Origin of the sequence: Candidatus Burkholderia verschuerenii, from assembly GCF_001189365.1 — a bacterium.
In the GTDB taxonomy this organism is placed as follows: Bacteria; Pseudomonadota; Gammaproteobacteria; order Burkholderiales; family Burkholderiaceae; genus Caballeronia; species Caballeronia verschuerenii.
The window spans coordinates 96,257-112,690 of sequence record NZ_LFJJ01000002.1 but is presented as its reverse complement, the minus strand read 5'-3'; the positions used below and the strand labels follow the sequence as shown (position 1 = coordinate 112,690).

At 58.9% G+C, this 16,434-nt stretch carries 23 protein-coding genes; 4 read left to right on the top strand and 19 right to left on the bottom strand.

Features of this window, described 5'->3' with window-relative positions; genetic code table 11:
* From BVER_RS01425 to BVER_RS01405, 5 genes are all read right to left on the bottom strand, one after another.
* A partial coding sequence (locus tag BVER_RS01425) for a hypothetical protein (protein WP_198155115.1) occupies positions 1–1,142 on the bottom strand: 1,142 nt, incomplete at its 3' end.
* A gap of 50 nt (positions 1,143–1,192) precedes the next feature.
* The gene (locus BVER_RS01420; protein WP_050451739.1) at positions 1,193–1,417 is read right to left on the bottom strand and encodes a hypothetical protein; all 225 of its coding nucleotides are present in this window, start codon (positions 1,415–1,417) and stop codon (positions 1,193–1,195) included.
* 11 nt (positions 1,418–1,428) lie between these two features.
* A complete protein-coding gene (locus BVER_RS01415) occupies positions 1,429–1,863 on the bottom strand; it encodes a hypothetical protein (protein ID WP_050451737.1) in 435 nt (144 codons plus the stop codon).
* Positions 1,863–2,501, bottom strand: a complete 639-nt coding sequence (locus tag BVER_RS01410) for a DNA topoisomerase (protein ID WP_050451735.1) — start codon at positions 2,499–2,501, stop codon at positions 1,863–1,865. Before BVER_RS01410 ends, BVER_RS01415 begins: the two co-directional genes overlap by 1 nt.
* Before the next feature lie 17 nt (positions 2,502–2,518).
* The gene (locus BVER_RS01405) at positions 2,519–3,148 is read right to left on the bottom strand and encodes a hypothetical protein (RefSeq protein ID WP_157055889.1); all 630 of its coding nucleotides are present in this window, start codon (positions 3,146–3,148) and stop codon (positions 2,519–2,521) included.
* A 270-nt stretch (positions 3,149–3,418) separates the two neighbouring features.
* Between BVER_RS01405 and BVER_RS01400 the strand changes: the two genes are divergently transcribed.
* Positions 3,419–3,712, top strand: a complete 294-nt coding sequence (locus tag BVER_RS01400) for a winged helix-turn-helix domain-containing protein (RefSeq protein ID WP_198155114.1) — start codon at positions 3,419–3,421, stop codon at positions 3,710–3,712.
* A gap of 38 nt (positions 3,713–3,750) precedes the next feature.
* Entirely contained in the window at positions 3,751–3,954 is a 204-nt protein-coding gene (locus tag BVER_RS31115; RefSeq protein WP_157055888.1) for a hypothetical protein, read from the top strand.
* 124 nt (positions 3,955–4,078) lie between these two features.
* On the opposite strand, the gene BVER_RS01390 is transcribed toward BVER_RS31115, so the two are convergent.
* Both BVER_RS01390 and BVER_RS01385 read right to left on the bottom strand, forming a co-directional pair.
* Positions 4,079–4,495 carry a hypothetical protein gene (locus BVER_RS01390; protein WP_050451731.1) on the bottom strand — a complete coding sequence of 139 codons (417 nt, stop codon included), beginning with the start codon at positions 4,493–4,495 and terminating at the stop codon, positions 4,079–4,081.
* A gap of 75 nt (positions 4,496–4,570) precedes the next feature.
* Positions 4,571–5,716: a hypothetical protein gene (locus tag BVER_RS01385; RefSeq protein ID WP_050451729.1), complete on the bottom strand. Its 1,146-nt coding sequence runs from the start codon at positions 5,714–5,716 to the stop codon at positions 4,571–4,573.
* A 48-nt stretch (positions 5,717–5,764) separates the two neighbouring features.
* Here BVER_RS01385 and BVER_RS31110 point away from each other — a divergent pair, with 48 nt between their 5' ends.
* Positions 5,765–6,019 (top strand): hypothetical protein, encoded by a 255-nt coding sequence (locus BVER_RS31110; protein ID WP_157055887.1) that lies wholly within the window; start codon positions 5,765–5,767, stop codon positions 6,017–6,019.
* Between the two features lie 228 nt (positions 6,020–6,247).
* Here BVER_RS31110 and BVER_RS01375 read toward each other — a convergent pair whose 3' ends face one another.
* The 10 genes from BVER_RS01375 to BVER_RS01330 all read right to left on the bottom strand — a co-directional run bounded on the left by BVER_RS01375 (position 6,248) and on the right by BVER_RS01330 (position 14,912).
* The gene (locus BVER_RS01375) at positions 6,248–7,195 is read right to left on the bottom strand and encodes a DNA/RNA non-specific endonuclease (protein ID WP_050451725.1); all 948 of its coding nucleotides are present in this window, start codon (positions 7,193–7,195) and stop codon (positions 6,248–6,250) included.
* Positions 7,192–9,813, bottom strand: coding sequence for an ATP-binding protein (locus tag BVER_RS01370; RefSeq protein ID WP_050451723.1), 2,622 nt, complete (start codon positions 9,811–9,813; stop codon positions 7,192–7,194). The genes BVER_RS01375 and BVER_RS01370 overlap by 4 nt, the downstream gene beginning before the upstream one ends.
* 89 nt (positions 9,814–9,902) lie before the next feature.
* Entirely contained in the window at positions 9,903–10,637 is a 735-nt protein-coding gene (locus BVER_RS01365) for a hypothetical protein (protein WP_157055886.1), read from the bottom strand.
* Positions 10,638–10,856: 219 nt separating this feature from the next.
* Positions 10,857–11,036: a hypothetical protein gene (locus tag BVER_RS01360; RefSeq protein ID WP_050451720.1), complete on the bottom strand. Its 180-nt coding sequence runs from the start codon at positions 11,034–11,036 to the stop codon at positions 10,857–10,859.
* Positions 11,037–11,070: 34 nt separating this feature from the next.
* Positions 11,071–11,535, bottom strand: a complete 465-nt coding sequence (locus BVER_RS01355) for a hypothetical protein (RefSeq protein ID WP_157055885.1) — start codon at positions 11,533–11,535, stop codon at positions 11,071–11,073.
* A 10-nt stretch (positions 11,536–11,545) separates the two neighbouring features.
* Positions 11,546–12,919 carry a helicase HerA-like domain-containing protein gene (locus BVER_RS01350; RefSeq protein ID WP_050451718.1) on the bottom strand — a complete coding sequence of 458 codons (1,374 nt, stop codon included), beginning with the start codon at positions 12,917–12,919 and terminating at the stop codon, positions 11,546–11,548.
* Between the two features lie 18 nt (positions 12,920–12,937).
* Complete coding sequence (locus BVER_RS01345) at positions 12,938–13,201, bottom strand: hypothetical protein (protein ID WP_157055884.1); 264 nt, start codon at positions 13,199–13,201, stop codon at positions 12,938–12,940.
* Positions 13,198–13,905 (bottom strand): bactofilin family protein, encoded by a 708-nt coding sequence (locus BVER_RS01340; protein ID WP_083451999.1) that lies wholly within the window; start codon positions 13,903–13,905, stop codon positions 13,198–13,200. The genes BVER_RS01345 and BVER_RS01340 overlap by 4 nt, the downstream gene beginning before the upstream one ends.
* A gap of 8 nt (positions 13,906–13,913) precedes the next feature.
* A complete protein-coding gene (locus BVER_RS01335) occupies positions 13,914–14,606 on the bottom strand; it encodes a hypothetical protein (protein ID WP_157055883.1) in 693 nt (230 codons plus the stop codon).
* A 30-nt stretch (positions 14,607–14,636) separates the two neighbouring features.
* On the bottom strand, positions 14,637–14,912 hold the full coding sequence (locus BVER_RS01330) for an HU family DNA-binding protein (protein WP_050451712.1): 276 nt from the start codon (positions 14,910–14,912) through the stop codon (positions 14,637–14,639).
* Positions 14,913–15,078: 166 nt separating this feature from the next.
* On the opposite strand from BVER_RS01330, the gene BVER_RS01325 reads away from it, so the two are divergent.
* A complete protein-coding gene (locus BVER_RS01325; RefSeq protein WP_050451711.1) occupies positions 15,079–15,531 on the top strand; it encodes a hypothetical protein in 453 nt (150 codons plus the stop codon).
* A gap of 15 nt (positions 15,532–15,546) precedes the next feature.
* Here the strand turns inward: BVER_RS01325 and BVER_RS01320 are convergent, their stop codons facing one another.
* Positions 15,547–15,855, bottom strand: coding sequence for a hypothetical protein (locus tag BVER_RS01320; RefSeq protein ID WP_232316328.1), 309 nt, complete (start codon positions 15,853–15,855; stop codon positions 15,547–15,549).
* A 24-nt stretch (positions 15,856–15,879) separates the two neighbouring features.
* Positions 15,880–16,383 (bottom strand): hypothetical protein, encoded by a 504-nt coding sequence (locus BVER_RS01315; RefSeq protein ID WP_198155113.1) that lies wholly within the window; start codon positions 16,381–16,383, stop codon positions 15,880–15,882.
* Positions 16,384–16,434 lie beyond the last annotated feature (51 nt).

The window sequence follows — 16,434 nt, the reverse complement described above, 5'->3', positions numbered from 1 at the left end:
GACACAAATTCTATGTAAGCGTCCGAGTGCTCCGGGTCCGTGATCTTTGCCTGTATGTCCTTGCGAAGCGCATTCACGAAGAGGGCAATGCGACAGTCAATGCCGTCCTCGCGGAATTGATCCAATGATTTGCGCGGCCAGATGTTGTCGCGAGTGACCAGTTCCAGCTTCTCGCGATCATTCATCCCATCAAGATCAGAACGAGAAAGGGCCTTTGCATAAAAGTCCTTCCGCGCCCCGCCGATCTTTTCTCCCGCGTCCTCAATACGCGCGCGCTGCCGCTCGGCGCTCTTGACAGCACGCCGGGAAGCGGGTGAGCCCGCCTGGTCGTCCGCATCAGCGGACCTTCGCTCCGATGCCTGTTTAGGCACCTCACGATCGGTAGCACCAGGTTTAGAAAGCGCTTCGTAGACTTCAGCCAACACTGCGATCTGCCGGCGCAGAAACAGGATATGACCTTCATTCGTTCGCAACGCCTGACGTATTGCGACGAGTGCGTCACCCGAGTAGGCGACGCCAATGTCATAGTCCGACAGCGCATCCAGTCCGCGATCGCGCAGTTCGTTGTACCGTTCGATGACGCTCGAAAGCCGTTGCTGCGCAGCGTCAGTCAGCATCGTCACATGCCGACGCGCACGATCCCCGCCCGCACTCGGAACGCGGAAATCATCGATGTACCATTGCCTTGTCTTCGGGTCCATCTCGCCATCGAACCCGACCGATAACGACTCTTCTGGAAAGCCCGAGATGATAGACGCCACGTCGCGCGGATCGACCTTGGCGCGGATCTCAGCAATCTCCTCCTCGAAGCTCGGCTTTGCCGTAGGTGGCGTGCCAGGCTTCGGACTCACGGGCGGAGAACCGCGCTGGATCAGCGCGTCCAGCGGAGTGGAGTCGGCTACGAGATCCAGATCCTCGTAGCCGATGAGGAAGTCCGCCGTATCCATGTCGGCGATGTCACGTCTGGCGTCGAAGCCAGGGAACCAGGCTTGAAGGTCGCTCGTCTTGAACGAGGAGCGATCGCCAAGCCACATTCCGGGACTGACCTGCTCAAATCCGAACGCCGACAGATCGCTGCGGCCATAGCCGCGAACGACGAGCCGGTTCCGGCCATCGGGTGGGCATTGCGCCGCGATCAGCATCTCGGCCCCGTCGTACCGCGAAAGGTTCACCCACCGCCGTGCCGCCACGATTAGCCCCTGAACGATTGCCGGAAGCGTTGCGAAGCCTTACTGGCCTCGACCTCCTGCAACACAGGCTCCAGCTTCTCGGAAGCCGAGTTGAACCAGCGCTGCGCATTGACCATGTTTTCCCGGCTCGGTTGCACGCCGATGCTCATATAGCCCGCGAGGCGAGCCAGATGGTTGCCAGTCCGTTGCAGATCCCGCACTAGCTCGATGTTGTCGTCCAATGCCATGTTGTAAACCTCTAAGTGTGATGCACTTCAATCAGATCTTGTTCAGTATCGGGATCAACCACGAATGTCTCTTCGTCCGGCGTATCGCGATCATCTACGAGACGCACGTCATCCGCCTCACGAAAGCTCACACGCAACGTCCGCAACGCTGTCGCAACGTCAATGGTTTCGCCGGTCAGCGTCCGGCGCATTGAGTGCGGCTCGAGAACGAAGTCGGGGTACAACTGACCATGGATACCCTGAAAGCAAACGAAATCAATTCCCTCTCCATCGAGAATCACCGTTGCCATCAGATTGCCATTGAGCCAGGCTTCGAAGTCGATCCGCCCCTCGGCCGCAGCCGCTTGCTGCACCAAGGCACGCCGATACTGACTCGGCGCAAATTCGCTGACTAAAGCCAGCATCTTGACCTTCAGAACCCCGTATAAGCCAGCGGCATCCATCATCAGTCGATCCATTTCGAATGCTTGCATGAAGGGAAATTGGAGCACCCAACCACCTTCTTTCCAGAAGGCAGGCGCTTACCCACCATCCGCCCTTTCCGGCACTTTTCGCACGTCTCGCCGTGTCCCGGCAACGTCTCATCGATCTCCGGCCGTGGCTTGTCCTCTACAGCCTTGATGCCCATGCGGTCCAGATCGAATTTCACTCCCTTGAGAGCCTCGACAAGCTTGGTCGCGTTTCCGCGAATCATCGCGTCGAACTGCTGACGCGTCATCTTGCCTTGTTCGATCAGGCCAAGAGCCATCTCCCACTTTGCCGTCGTCACCGGATCGGAAAGCTCACGTGGCAGACGCTGGATTAGCTCAATGCCAAGGTTCGTTGGCTCAAGATAACCGCCCTTCCCACGCACGATGTACTTACGCTGCTTCAGCGTCTCGATGATCGCGTCACGCGTCCGCTCAGTGCCTATGCCCTTCGTGTCTCGAAGAACCTTTCGATCGGCCTCATTGCTCACGAACCGGTGAATACTGGTCATGGCCGAGATCAACGTCCCGTCCGTAAAACGCTTCGGAGGCGTCGTCTCGGTCTCGCGCAGTCGCGCGACACCGCCTGTTAGCTTCTGACCGACCTGATAGGACATAGGCACGTCCGCCGTTATTAATGCGCGCCGGTCGCTTGCGCAACCGCATCCAGCATTGCCGCACGCGAGATTCCTTCTTCGCCGTCGTCGGCCGCACCCGCGCCCGACTGGCTTTCGTCCTGCTTCTTCGGACGTGCCACGCGCGCGCTCGCGAAACCCAATTTCGCATGCAACGTCGCGTCGCACGAGTCGGTCACCCACACGGGGACCGGCTGCGCGCCGGGAATATTGTTGAGGTCTTCGTCCACGGGGTTGAAGATCACCGTGTCGTAGAAGACTTCGCCACCGTCACCGCGTGAGTTCACGACATTGCCGATCGCCACGGGGAAGTAGCCGATTTCGCCGGTACGCGGATGAACCTTCCGGGAAGTCAGCGAAATGTACTTTGCGCCTGTCGGCACGCCTTCATCCTTCCGTTCGTTCACAAACGCGAAAACCGGGATACGCCCGTCGCCGAGTCCCAGGTCGATATGTCCGGTCAGGACAGCCTTGCTGTCCGGTTTGCTGGACGGCACGAACACGGCCGTCTCGAACCATTTTTCGCCCCGCTGCACGACTGCGCGAAGGACGGGCTTTGCTTTTTCAGCCACACCAGCAGTGCTCATGATCGCTCCACCAAGGAAAGGATGAGTAATGACAACGCGCATATCGATATACCGGGCTTCTCAAATTTCCGTAGCCTTGTAACGATACGCACAATTGCTTGTCCAATAATATTCCGTTTCCGTGTTGTTGTCCAGTCGCCACAGTTCTGGAAAGGCCGCCCAACGTGCGTTTGCGCACGATACTCGTGGGCGCAATGTGGGCAGACAGTTAGTTGCAGTCGTGCGGAGCGGATTCCCGTAAAGACTCACCCTGCGCTTAGCCCACCCTCGCCGCTTGCGTGGTCACATAAACTGACCTAAAGTTCGACGCTGATGCGCGCCGAAACCACCACAACCATGTCCACCCCTGAGCCATTCCCCAAGGGCGATGTCCGTCGCCTTCTCGCGCTCGCGCTCGCGATCGCCGAAGAAGACCGCGCGACATTGACAACCCTTTCCGCCCGGACCGGCCACCACAAGCAAACGATCCAAGACGACATTGAGAAGCTGCGATACCAACTCGGCATCGTCATTGAGAAGGATGGGCCGGTCTACCGTCTTGCCTCGTGGGGACCAGTTATCAAGCAAACGGGGTTGCGAAAGTTCTTGCGAGGTCAGTTTATCTGACCTACCATGCCACCATTGATACGTATGGAGGGCTTTCGATGACAACTCTCGTTCAGATCGCGCCCGGTGTTGTTTTCGCAGCCGAGGTAATCAACCCCAAATGGGGACAATCGTTTCAGGTGGAAGCACCGCCTCCAGGCCGTCAAGGGAGCAGCAGGAACGCCGACTACGCCCACGATAGCCACGATCGCGATGTAACCTCTGGCGAACAGGATCGCGGCGAACAAATCGCCCTCCTCTAGACCATTTCGCTTGCGCGGCATCCCGTGGTATCACCATGCCTAACAAACCGCGCGATACCGGGTCACGCAATAAAAAAGGGGGCGCTCACCCCCTCTTCACGCCGAGTCATAGTTCGCGACCGCTTCAGCCAGGCTCCCCCTCCAGAATGGCATTGATCTTCGCCATCCACTGCTCCGCGTCCCGCGCGCCAAACATATGCACGTCGAATAACGGAGTTTGCGGATTCGCGATCGCGATGCTAATCCGGTTGTTGATCTTCGTTCCGTTTTTGTCCAGCCAATGCCAGGTGCGCGTTCGGACATCGCCATAGCTGAATCGGTGAGTCGAGTCCCACGTCACAAACGCCACCTCCCGACGCTCGTCATCGAAAAGCACGCTATCCCCGCCGCGCTTTAGCACGTGAGTTGCACGAAACCCCTTTCGGCCGAGATCGAGGATGCGCGCTTCCATCCGCGCCTTGCGCCCGGATGACTGCCTGAAGCCAGCAATCAGGAAGCCCACAATGCCCACCGGCACAACGATCCACAGAAGCAATTCCATTTACGCACACTCCCTCAAACGGGTTCCTATTCGACATCGTTAACGGCAGGCGCGGCGAATCCTTAACGCGCGTGACTACTGCTTGCTCAAAGCAGGTACAGGCAACAACCGAGGCGTGGGCCGCACCGAAGGCTCGGCGCGTAACAGCGCTCCCTCATACAAGTCGCTCACCCTGGCGTCGCCAGCATCAGCGACGGGGAACATCTTCGAGGAAAAGTGCTGACCCGCCTTATAGGCGACCGGCAACCCAAACGACAACGCACAGAGAACAGCGATGCCAATCACGATAAAGCCGCCGATGCTCAACGCGTTAAAGATGCCATCGGCGACCTTCCTGCCAATGCTGCGCGGTGTGGACGGCCGCTGGACGGTATCGTACAGATCGGCCTCTCCGGGCAACTCGACCACGGGTATCGCGGGCTGCGTGATGCCGAGGCTTGCCTTCACGCCTTCCTGAATGCGCTTGATCAGGGCCAACGCTTCCGGCTCGCTCAGATCCTCGGCGACGATTCCGCCCCTGCGGCCGGAATCCTCACCGTCACCGGCCACGACGCAAAACACCTTTTCTTCGATGTCGCCGGTTCGCTTGTGTGCAGGCCGGATCGAAAGACGTTTGACTGCGTTCCCCCATGTATCCGGCTTCCAGTTATAGGTTGCCAACGAGCCGTCGCCGGAAATGACGATCTCATCTTTCGTCACGTCCACGGACAACGTTGCTCGCGCCATCTTCGGACGGACGTTTGCTTCGCCCACCCGATGAAGGGCCACGAACTGGTCACCGCGCCCCTCCCCGTCGAATGCGGGTGCGTCCCTGAGCAGCGCTTCATCGCGCATGATCTTTGCCGATGTCAGGAGAACCGGTGCTTGAACCGTCTCCTGGAGCCGAATCCCCACTCCCTCCAAGGCGCTCAATATCTCGTCCCGCATCACCTCGCCGAAACCTTCAGCAAGGTAACGCCGTGCGCGCTGTTCTGCGCCTTCGCTATCGAGCGGCGAAACTGATGCTTCTTTCCGCAACACGATAGCCTCGGCCAATACCTCGGCAAGCAATTCCGGCATTGCCGCCGCCGCGTCCGCTTTGGCGAAAAAGTAGCCTAGCTCCCGCGCCGCACTCTGAACGGCGTCGAGAAGATCACCATAGTGGTTTGCGAGAACACGCGAATGCACCTCTCCAGCGAGATCCAGTTGCGTGATATCAATTGCCCTCTCCGACATACCCATATGTCCTCCTATGCTTGATTCGATTGCCTGAAAATTGGATCGCGTCTAGTGAGACTGCGCTACATCGACACGAACAACATCGCCCGCCGCAAGCCGCGCCTTGATCGTTTCCTCCGCTATGCGGATATCGGCCTGCGTTGCACTTCCGACCTGCTGATCGTGAACTTCGAGCGCAGCCCCGATCGCGCGATACACATCCTCATCGACATTCCAACGATCGCCTCGTCGCCCCTCTGCGCCCATGCGCACGAGGCATTCTTGTGCGTGGTGGATGCAGGCTCCCTGCTCGGCTCCAAAGCCTAGTTCGCAGAGCACAAGCGCAAGATTCAGCGCATAAACAAGCTGATTCATGCCGGTGTCCGTTCCACGCCCCTTCTTCATTTCCTCAAGGGCAAGGTGATAGGCCAACCCAACTTTCGTGGCGTGGCCTGCCGGGATCACTGAGCGATCTCCAAAAAGGCGCACGAACGGCGTCGGATCTCGCCTCGTGTGATGAATTCGACTGCCTCGCTTTCGCATGTTGGTCTCCGCTCAGTATCGAAGCACGTGTGCAAGCGTCCGTGCGGCGTCACGAGCCAACCGCTCGTCAGCCCAGCGCTCACGTGGCCTGCCTTCTTCGACAAGGGGAGCAACCGGGCCATACACACTGCTGATCTGGCTCGAGGGACCGAGACCCAATTGCCCCTCCAAAACAGGGCCGACCGAAAGTCTTTGCCCGCCCGGCCGTGGTGTCGGCAACGCTATCGCGGTCCCTTTCACCTGATCGGACAACGCCGGAAAGGGGTCTACGCCAACGAGCCGGGTCAGCTCCGCAATTGAGATGACAGCGTATGCCTCGCCCGACTGATTGAGCGTGACATAAGCAGCGGCACCGCGACGCGGGTCGTAGATCGCCTTCCATACATGCGTAGGCACCTCGACGCCTCGGCCGACCGACGCACGCGGTCCAATAAAGGCAGGACCGGTCACAACATAAAGATCGCCGTCATACTTTGCGAGAGCACGCGTCGCGATTTCAATGCCTTGCCATAGATGCCGATTGTTGTCGGGAGACTGCGGGATCATGTTCGCCAAAGAGAAACTTTCGTATTGCGAACGTTCATCAGGCATATCGCCACTCGGCGACATATGCCCCTCATCCCGCCCCGAGCCAAAGTAGTCTTCGCGCTCCGCGCGATCGCGCGGACTGATCGCCGATTCAGCATGGAACGCATCGACGCGTTTTTGCTGACGTGCGGCTTCGACAGAGGCGCGCGTCAGATGCTCCGCCGACCAGATCGCGGTTCGGCTTACACCCGACTCCACAACGGAGTAGAACGTGAAGCACAGCACATGACCCCGCTCGGCGAGATCGGCCCGGTGAAGATCCGGGGCCTGGCCGCCCGCGAAAAACTGCGGGCAATTCGTAGGAGACGCGCCGGCCGCACTCGACACCAGCGCAAACAGCATGGCAACGACGTTCGCGCGGCGCAGCTTCATTGCGATACCCCGATCGCATCCGTATTGACGGCCGCTTCGACGCGGCTCTCCGATCGCCATGACAGATAGTCTTCGACGCGATAAAAGCCCGCAGCGGCAGCGTTACGCTCCAGACTCCACCATGTTTCACCCCGGTCGATCAGCGAATGGTATTTCTCATCGAGCCGATTCCTCGGATCATGTTCACGGCGAGCCTGTGGTGCGTCTCCGTCAGTTACATCCTCGTCTTCCACGCAGTCCAGCACCATGTCGCGAAAATCCTCGTCCGCCCTTTCCCAAGGCTTTTCCGCCCACAGCCTTTTGATTTCGCCTTCGCTCTCTTCCCACAGACGCTGCCACGCAGAACGACTGATCACGTCCTCAGCTACGCCCAAAACCCGAGCAATTCGCGCAGCCTCGTCCCGCTCATATTGATGATGGGCCTCAAGCTCTTCTTGCTCGTTCGCGCTCTCTTCCCACGGCTTGTCATTCCACATCTGCCGAAGTTCATCATCGCTCGACCCCTCGTCGCAGTAATAGAAGAAATAGTCCCAAGCGCTATCGGGGATCGCCTCTACAGCAACGCCAAGCACAGCGGCGATTTGTGATTGCGCGGCACGTGTATTTTCCGCATCGTCGCGGGCTAGTTGTTCACGCTCAAGGCGTTCAGCACGCCAGCCTTCGGCCTGACGCCCCTGTGCCTCCTCCGCTTCGCGCCGAACGGCGTCCCAGTCGGGCGGTAGCGGACACGCCCCGCTTTCGACCAGTCCCGCATTGATAATCTTGATGAGCGCGCGGTTTTCCGGCTCGACAGTTGCGTTGATAAAAGGCAGCGCGGCCATATCCTCGATCACGGGTGACAACTCGCGCTTCTGACGCCCATTGTTCGCACGTTCAATTAGCCGCTGCTCGTACCACACCTTGCTCCGATCCTTGTTACCCTCGCCTTCCATGCTGTACACGTACTTCTGCATGAACAGGTGCATGTAGCGCTGCCGCTCGGCGGCCATGCTGATCGAAATGTCATGGTAACGCTGATAAAACGCCTCATCGTGACCGCAATCGATGCTGTCGCCCTGGTGGGCGACTTCATGCTCCGTCAGGCTGAACAAATAACCCGCCGTCTTGATCGGATCTTGCTTGAGCCGCCGCACGATGTTGGCGTTATAGGCGATATACGATTCGCCGTCCGTCCATGCTTCCATCGCGTTGGACTCGCCCAACAGAATGTGCTTCCGGTGTTTGTCACCGGATAGGTAGTGCGCGCCGCGATTGCGTGTCTTTCGTCCTCCCGCGCACAGACCTGCGTACTGCTGGAGACACCAACGCAGGGCCGTCCACATCCTCCGCGTTTCGCGATCAAGCGCGTCCTTCTCAAGGACAATCGTAGTGCGCTCGACAAACGCCTCGCGCAACGTCGCGAAGTCAATGAAGGCGGGCACGCTGATGCCGTCCAGCCTCCAGATTCGAAGCTGATACTGCCCGGCTTCCGTCAACGCAGACCAGCGTTCGCGAACGATCGTCATGATGCGCTCAAGCGCGTCGCGAAAATCTTCCGTAGTGGGGCAGTTGAACCGCGCCAGCGTGATCGGATGGATGATCTGCGCGATCTTCTCGCGCGCGATCGCCTCCGCCTTCGGAATGTCGAATGCGTTCTCTGCGACACTCACTCGCCCACTGTGCATGCGGCCATTCAATTCAAGGAAATCAAACAACGAAAGGTGCTGCTTTCCGGGCAACAACGTAATGACCTCACCAGACGCGAATGCTTGAAGAAGGTTGTCGGTGCCGGCGAGCAGATCATGCGCCGCTTTTTCTCGACTCGCCTCGGTTTTTCGGTGCTCACCAAGCTGCGCCGAAATCTCGCGGGCCATGGTCCCAAACTGCTTCGCGATTGGTTGCCACACCTGGCATGTCTTGCGCAGAATCTCCGTTCGCGAGACGTTCAGCGAGATCGCTCTCTTGGAGACGATCAGGCCACCAGCGCCCCACTGATGCGAGGAATCGTGGCGAACAAGAACACCCTGGTTGTAGATCGACACCGCCCCCTCGACTTTGACGCGATACCACGCGAATTCGTCCTCGTGATCCCACTTCTCCGATCGCGGATCGCGCGAGATAGCCCGGCCATTGAGTTCGACGCTGACCGGCGTGTAGCGAACGAGATCGCGGATCTCCTGCGTTGCCGAGAGCAACTCGGTATCCGTCAGCGGCTCGTACCACTTCCCGCTGACGTCGCATCCCTGCACGCGATCGGCATCCGTGAGATCGTCCAGATCGTAGCTGTATCCCATCGACCGGGTATCGACGTTCATCTGCCAGAGACTGGACCTCCAGACGGTGCTTGCATGCGCCATGATCTGGCCTCGCCCGAGCCGGAATCGACCGTAAGTCGCGTCCCCCTCCTGGTGAGGCGTCCCGAATCGCCCGAAGTAGCGCAGCACGTCTTCACGGGTGGCAAACCCACGCCCATCGTCCTTGCACGTGAAGCCGTCTTTCGACATCGTGAGCACGACCGAGCGCGCGTCGGCGTCCACCGAATTCATGATCAGTTCGATAACGGCCTTGCCGATCGATCCGGCCTGAGAGTAGATGATGTGGTGAATGATTGCGGGATCGAGTTCGAACGGAAGTCGCATGGCCGGTTCCTGATTGATATTGACCGCTGGTGTGGTGGGTACACTGGCTGTTGCCGCCGACGCGTGGCGGCAAGGGTCAGTGCGCCTGGTCAGTCGCGCTTCGGCGCTGCGCCCACGGACACGTATTGAGCAACCGTCCACACGCCATCCTTGCAGAAAGCAGTGTCGCTGCCGTGCATCGCGATGATTCCGTTGGGCGCGCAGCTTTCGCCCATGCCCACGTTGTCAGCGCGTCCGTGATCGGACGTTGCGAACTCCACTTCCACCTCGATGCTGCTTGCCTTCTTGCCATCGCGCATCGCGTCGAGATGAACCGGCACACCCGACTTCATGAGGATCGTCTGGTCGAGCGCCGTCGTCTGGATGTCGGGAAGCTGCACCGTGCTGCCGCCGATGTTCGCGTCTCGCAGGCTTTCGAGCGAACTGTCTTCGACCTTGAAGCGAACAGCGACTCGCCCGTTCTCGTTGATGCGACCCGGTTCGGCGTACACCGACAATCCGGTTTGCAGCGTCGCGGGGCGGATCTCCGGCACCGGAGGCACGTTATCGACCGACTGGATGTACGAGCGGCGGTTGAAATCGCCGTAAGTCACCGCATAGCCTTCCTTCGTCACGAGCCGGACTTCCTGCTTTTTGCCATCCGAGCCGACGAGGATCAGCTTGACCGAAATCTCCGCACGCGGCTTCGCCGCCACATCGGGCGGGAACGGCATCGGCAGCGGTTCCGCCATATGGTCAGCCAACCCGGCAGCGCTCGCCGTCGCAGCGCTCGTCGCCAAGGCCGACGCAGCCACCATCAATGCAACCACGGTACGTTTCTTCATTGCTTTTCTCCGGTTCAATGATTTGTATGCCACCAATGATACGTAAAATTCTGGTGATGAAAATTAACAGACTATTGCGCGCAGTCGATCCGCGCCTGCCCCGAGATCTTCACTCCCGACGAGATGGAACAGCGCTCCTGCGCATTGGTTCGCGCTGCATTCGCAGCCCAACCACAAGCAAAAGCCACGATCGAAACAAACGTTGCCAACCTGATGGCACTACTTTTTTTCATTCGGAAGACCTCCTTCAAAATCAATTTCGTTGACGTTGATGCCGCGCTTCACATCAAAAATTCGGCACCGCTGAAACGGACCCGCAAGGTAGACGACATATAACGTCGCGAGCACATACAACGGCGACGAAAACGCTGGCTTGTCTCCGCCGAGATCGGTGTACACGTGATAGCGGCCTCTCACTGAAATGCCCTTTCGCTCAGGATCGCGCGCGACTCAGCCGGCCACGACTGCGTAAGACCAGCAGCCCGCACAGCCCTGCGAACGTACCCACAATCAACGTCACGTAGCGGCCCGCGCACAAGAGCGTCCAGCGCATCAGATCTTCTGCCGACATGCTCGACAGTGGAATCGCAGCAAGGCGATCGCGCTCGCTCACCATGGCCTGCATGGAAGTATCTTCGGACAGACGAAGCGACGCACGCTCGATCGCAACGACGCGCTCGCGTAATTGACGGGCCTCCCGTCTATTCGGCGACGGGTCGGCCGATAGCGTCGCCACCACAACCGCGTGCGCAGCCTCGTTGTGCGCGGCCAGCGCCTGCACCTCGGCGAGTTCCACACCAGACGCAGGCAATTGATCGCGTAGCCACATAGCCGCCGTAAGAACCACGAGCGCGAGCAGAGCTTTGTCCACCACGCCTAACTTTGGAAGTTTTCGCATTGGATAGCTCCTACTGCAACTGGACGTTGTTGAACTTCGAATTCATCGACCCCTTCTTGTCCATATAGACGGCGATGGTCCTCTGTGGGGTGATGAACTTTAAAACGCTCTCATCGATATTCAGCTTCTTGCAGGATGCCGTCCAATAGTAGCTGTCGATGCCGAGAAGAATCTTCGTGCTCACCGTCGTGATCACGCCCTCCGGGAAATCCGAAGGCGTCTGCGCAACGCACCATAGGCCGAGACCGAACTTTCGCAATTGCTTCGCAATCCTGTTATAGATGCTGTCGGGATTGTCATCGAAAACAACGGGCGCTTCGTCCAGTCCGATGATCTCCTTTATCTCGCTCTGCACGCCGAGAAGCTTGCGTCTGCGAGCAATGTGCTGAGCACGGACCTTCGCGAAGACGAACTTGTCCTCTTCATCTAGGTTTGTCAGGTCATAGGACCAAACGCGTGCGCTTTCATCGAAAGGAGGCGGATTGCCGTTGAAAATCCCAACCGCTTTCAGGTTCTTCAAACGATCAATAACGCCCTTCAAAACTTCCTTCGAGTCGTACTTGATCAGGTCGTCAAACTCCCGCCCTGTCTCGATCGAAGACACATAGTCGGTGACGCGCTCAAGGTACTTGCCCTTGGCTACCTCAAACTGCTTTTGTGCCTTTTCCTTGTCCTCGATGTCGATCTTCTTGTTGCTCGCCGTGACGGCGCGGTTCATCTGCGCCGCAGCCCGGTTCATCTCCTCGAGCGCAGCGACCGCACGGTTACCCTGCTCGTTCATGTTCAGGCCGCCATACATAGCCTTCAGCTTGCGCTCGGCGAGTGCGATCGCATCCTCAAGCGTCGGGTAGTAGCGCTGCATGTCGGACCAGCGGCGACTCGCCCACATCTCGGCGCGCATCGCCTCAGTCATCTCCTCCCGCGTCCAGGTATCGTGCTCTTCCTCGAAGATCCCGTAAGCCGCGTAGACATCGGCAAGGATGTTCCGCAAGCACGCTTCCTGTCGGTCCATCAGCTTGCGAGAAGTCTGGTTGATGGTCGAAATCAGGAAGTTGATTTGCCGATCGACGCCGCCCGACTTAGGATTGGGGTCGAGCACAAGCGGGTTGTAGCCGTACCGGGTCGCACGCGAAAATTCGACGCGAGATTCACCAGGTACGATCAGATCGCCATGTACGTCGAGATTGTGATACCGCTCAAAACCGGGTCCGGCCGTCTTGAGGGCTTCGTCTATGAAACGGAGCAGTTGGTACGATTTTCCTGTGCCTGATTTTCCACACAGGATGAGGTGCGGATTGATGAGCGTTTCCGAGTCCCAATAGACCGGAACGTCCTTGCTCTCCTTCTTGCGGAGGTAGTCGTTGTACCCGAGGAAGATCTTCATTCTTCTGCGTAGCGTGCGTTACGGTGACGGTGCGCGCGAAGCGGCGCGCCGGGATCTGCGAGTCAGCGTGACCGCTACGATGGCGAAGACCCCAACCATCCATAGCGCGCCTATCAGCGTCTGCATCACGCGGTACACCACCACGTCGTCGGCCATGCCACCGTACAAGGCTTCGACCGACTCGCAAATCACAAGAAAATGCGGAAAGTGAATCTGCGCGAGAAACGCGCAGAGCGCGCTCCACGTCACAAGCATCACTGAAACCAGCGAGCGCGTAGTCACGCCACCCGCTCTTGTTCCGCCATCGGAACCGAGTGGAGGATCGGCGCGGCAGCGGCTGAGAAGACCGATGCGCCCTCACTGGTGTCGAGCACGTTAGGGACGGTGCGCGTCAGCAGCCCGTTCACAGTCGCCCCTTCTTTCATGGCCAGAGTCACGTACTCGATGTTGCCGTGAACGATGCCGGTTTCGAGAACCACTACGCGATCGGCGAACACATCGCCTTCGACGGTCCCCCCGATAACCGCCGTGTGCGCTCGCAACGTACCGTGGATACCACCGGTTTCGGTCAACACCACCTGATGGTCGCCTTCCTGGGTGACGTTACCCCGCACCACACACCGCAGGACGATGCTTTCTTCGATTGTCAGGTCGCCATTCAGTTGGGCTGCCGCAGGGATCACCGTGTGGATATCGGTCTCGCTCGCACGGGTTGGCAATCCGTCGGGAATCTGCGGCGCAGCCGGAATCGGTCGGGATACCGGGATCGTTGAGGATGCCGGTGCCACGCTCTGACGCGGCGCGACGTTAGCCGCTGCCCGCGAGGGTGCAGCGGCGCTTCCGGCCTGCTGCGACTGCACCCGTCGATTCTGGTTCGCCGGCGCGGCTGGCGCTTCATTGACGGTCTGCATCCTTACCTCTGGCACGGATCGACGGACAAGACCGAGACCGATACCAACACGGGTCAAGAAACGAGATTCGCTCATCGTCTACCTCAGTTCGTAACGTTGATGATGCGTCGGTTGGTGACAATCGACCTGCTCTCCGGGTCGATCGCCACGATCGTCTCGCCCTGTTGCAACGATTGCCCAACCGAAAGCTTCAGGTTGCCAATACCGACGACGCCCTTTCCGAACCCGGTCAGGTTCATTGCTTGAGCCGTCACTGTTTCGATCGGGAGCGACGCCACGTCGATCGATGCAGTAGCCTTCGCCACGTCGGCCGCCTTGTGGACGGCCTTCGCCCCTTCGGCGATTTCATCCCGCGCGGGACGCGGCGGCGTCGGCATCTTCTGGATCGCGTCCACCTTTGCGTCGAGCGACTGCATCGCGGAAGTCAAATCCGCAAGCTGCTGTCTGCCCGCCTCCGACACCGCGCGCCAAGCAGCCACCTGAATGGCGCGCTCGTGCCGCTCCCTCGAAAGCTCCTGCGACACCTGCTCTGCCGTAGGAGCGGCAGTCGAAACCTGCGGTGGTCGCAATACCGCATGCGTGACCGGCTGCGCCACTGAATGGCCGCCAATCGCGGCTGTGTGCGCCCCGCTGGCCTGCCCCTGGTAGTAAGTCCAACCCGCAAACGCGAGTCCGATGGCAACGAGGACCATGACTAGCTTGCCCAATGGCGTCATCTCGACCTTCGAGCCGCCCGGCGCAACCGAGGCTTGGTCTCCTGGCAATGTGTTTTCCATTTCCATGCTCACCTTGCGATATCCACCCGATTAACGCTCCACGGCGTCGCGTAACGCCTGGAGCGGCTTGATTTTCACGACCTTGCGCGCCGGAACCGGGACGACTTCACCCGTGCGCGGATTGCGCGCTGTCCGGGGCGCTCGCTCTACCAGAGAGAACGAACACAACCGATGGATCTTCGCGTAGCCGTTGCTGCGAATGCTGGCCGTCAAGCCATCAATCACCGCTTCGAGAGCGTTCGCGGCCCGAGCCTTTGATGCGCCGGTCCGCTCCGCGATCAGGGCAACCACTTCGTCTTTCGTCATAGCCACCTCCCTGTTTTCCGTATCGCATTAACGATACGCAATTTACACCATATTCGCAATTATTTGCCTGTCAGTCAAGAAAATTGGTTAGGAAGACCGCGATCGCCCAAGCGGCAGGGAACCGAATGCTGTATAAAGATATATCTCCATACAGCAGGACACCAGCATGCGTTTCTTTACCAAGACGGATTTCTTGCATGCCGTCGGCGCGATGCTCGAATACGTCGATCTCTCGGACAAGCATCTGCTCGGCACGCTAAGCGGAATCAAACGTCGCGCGAGAGCGCGGGCCATGATTGAGTTTGCCAAGGCGCTCCAACCACCGCCGCCCGATACCACCATCACCAGCACGCGGACGGTTTTGCGGGAGCTTTTCGGGGGACGAGCGATATCCAATAACGACCTACAGCGACATTTCGCGACACCTGGCCGCAAAGCGGACGATCGCGTTGACGCAGTAGCTCTTCGTGCATGGCTGGACACACACCGCGTCCGGCTCGAAACCGACGCAGCGCGCTTGCTTTTGGACCTCGACACCGAATGGAGATTGTTCACTGAGGCCGCCGCGCTGGATGCCGGCCAGCGTCGGCGCAAGGAAAGCAAAGCTAGAACCCGTTAGCTCCTCGGCCGCTGGCTAGTTCAGACGGGTTTTCAATTTGCTCTCGCCATCAAGCGCCCAGATCCAAACATCCTTGAGGCGGTACTGGCCGCCCGGACCGCCCTGCACGGCGTACTCACCGTGACAGCTAATCCACACCGGAAAAAGTGCTCCAGGCTTGGTCTGCCCGTAGTATTTGCTGGATTTCTTGATCTCGCCGTAAAGAGGTGTGCAGTTCGCCAGCGCCGTCTTTGCTCGGCGAGCCTCATCGGCGAAAGCGGCTTCGCGCCCTTCCGGCGTCGTCATGTCGAAGGGTTCGTCGTAGGTGTGTTCTTCAATGCTCATGATTTTTCCTTTCGCTTTGCCGCTTCACGCGATGCGAGTAACTGTGATCGCAAATGACGTATCCGGTGTCGGCACCGACGCCGAATTCTCAATGACAAAGCCCACTTCTCGGACCTTATTGCAGCAGTTGTAGCCGTGTGAATAATCCTCGTCCTCCGGCAACTCTCGAAACAGTGGCTTTGCCAGCAACTCTTGCTCTTCGGTCATCAGAAAAAAACTCTGATTTTCGTGCGTCACAAGGGAGCCATCGGTGTGGCGCAGGAACACCATGTCCGAACCGAACTGGCCCCGCCCCTTTCGAATCTGCACGCAATAGCCAAGTAGCCGCTCACGGTCTCTTGTGCCGACCTGTGCGCCGGTGACCACCATGCAGCCCTGCGTCATCTTCTGCATCGACCTATCGGAGAGACCCGATACGTGACGACGCGGGTCACACATTTCGATAATCTGCGCGACCAACTCCGCTCGGTCTTGTTCAATGTTCGGTTGATCTGTCGGCACGTTTTTCCCTTCTGCGAATTGCGTCAACTTAGACCCCGATCGAAAACGGTATGAGCGACGCCGTTACTGGTAGTAGCG

Coding starts and splice junctions, on each gene's coding strand:
- BVER_RS01420 (WP_050451739.1), bottom strand. CDS start 1,417: ATGGCATTGGACGACAACATCGAGCTAGTGCGGGATCTGCAACGGACT.
- BVER_RS01415 (WP_050451737.1), bottom strand. CDS start 1,863: ATGATGGATGCCGCTGGCTTATACGGGGTTCTGAAGGTCAAGATGCTG.
- BVER_RS01410 (WP_050451735.1), bottom strand. CDS start 2,501: ATGTCCTATCAGGTCGGTCAGAAGCTAACAGGCGGTGTCGCGCGACTG.
- BVER_RS01405 (WP_157055889.1), bottom strand. CDS start 3,148: ATGCGCGTTGTCATTACTCATCCTTTCCTTGGTGGAGCGATCATGAGC.
- BVER_RS01400 (WP_198155114.1), top strand. CDS start 3,419: ATGCGCGCCGAAACCACCACAACCATGTCCACCCCTGAGCCATTCCCC.
- BVER_RS31115 (WP_157055888.1), top strand. CDS start 3,751: ATGACAACTCTCGTTCAGATCGCGCCCGGTGTTGTTTTCGCAGCCGAG.
- BVER_RS01390 (WP_050451731.1), bottom strand. CDS start 4,495: ATGGAATTGCTTCTGTGGATCGTTGTGCCGGTGGGCATTGTGGGCTTC.
- BVER_RS01385 (WP_050451729.1), bottom strand. CDS start 5,716: ATGGGTATGTCGGAGAGGGCAATTGATATCACGCAACTGGATCTCGCT.
- BVER_RS01375 (WP_050451725.1), bottom strand. CDS start 7,195: ATGAAGCTGCGCCGCGCGAACGTCGTTGCCATGCTGTTTGCGCTGGTG.
- BVER_RS01370 (WP_050451723.1), bottom strand. CDS start 9,813: ATGCGACTTCCGTTCGAACTCGATCCCGCAATCATTCACCACATCATC.
- BVER_RS01365 (WP_157055886.1), bottom strand. CDS start 10,637: ATGAAGAAACGTACCGTGGTTGCATTGATGGTGGCTGCGTCGGCCTTG.
- BVER_RS01355 (WP_157055885.1), bottom strand. CDS start 11,535: ATGCGAAAACTTCCAAAGTTAGGCGTGGTGGACAAAGCTCTGCTCGCG.
- BVER_RS01350 (WP_050451718.1), bottom strand. CDS start 12,919: ATGAAGATCTTCCTCGGGTACAACGACTACCTCCGCAAGAAGGAGAGC.
- BVER_RS01340 (WP_083451999.1), bottom strand. CDS start 13,905: ATGAGCGAATCTCGTTTCTTGACCCGTGTTGGTATCGGTCTCGGTCTT.
- BVER_RS01335 (WP_157055883.1), bottom strand. CDS start 14,606: ATGGAAAACACATTGCCAGGAGACCAAGCCTCGGTTGCGCCGGGCGGC.
- BVER_RS01330 (WP_050451712.1), bottom strand. CDS start 14,912: ATGACGAAAGACGAAGTGGTTGCCCTGATCGCGGAGCGGACCGGCGCA.
- BVER_RS01325 (WP_050451711.1), top strand. CDS start 15,079: ATGCGTTTCTTTACCAAGACGGATTTCTTGCATGCCGTCGGCGCGATG.
- BVER_RS01320 (WP_232316328.1), bottom strand. CDS start 15,855: ATGAGCATTGAAGAACACACCTACGACGAACCCTTCGACATGACGACG.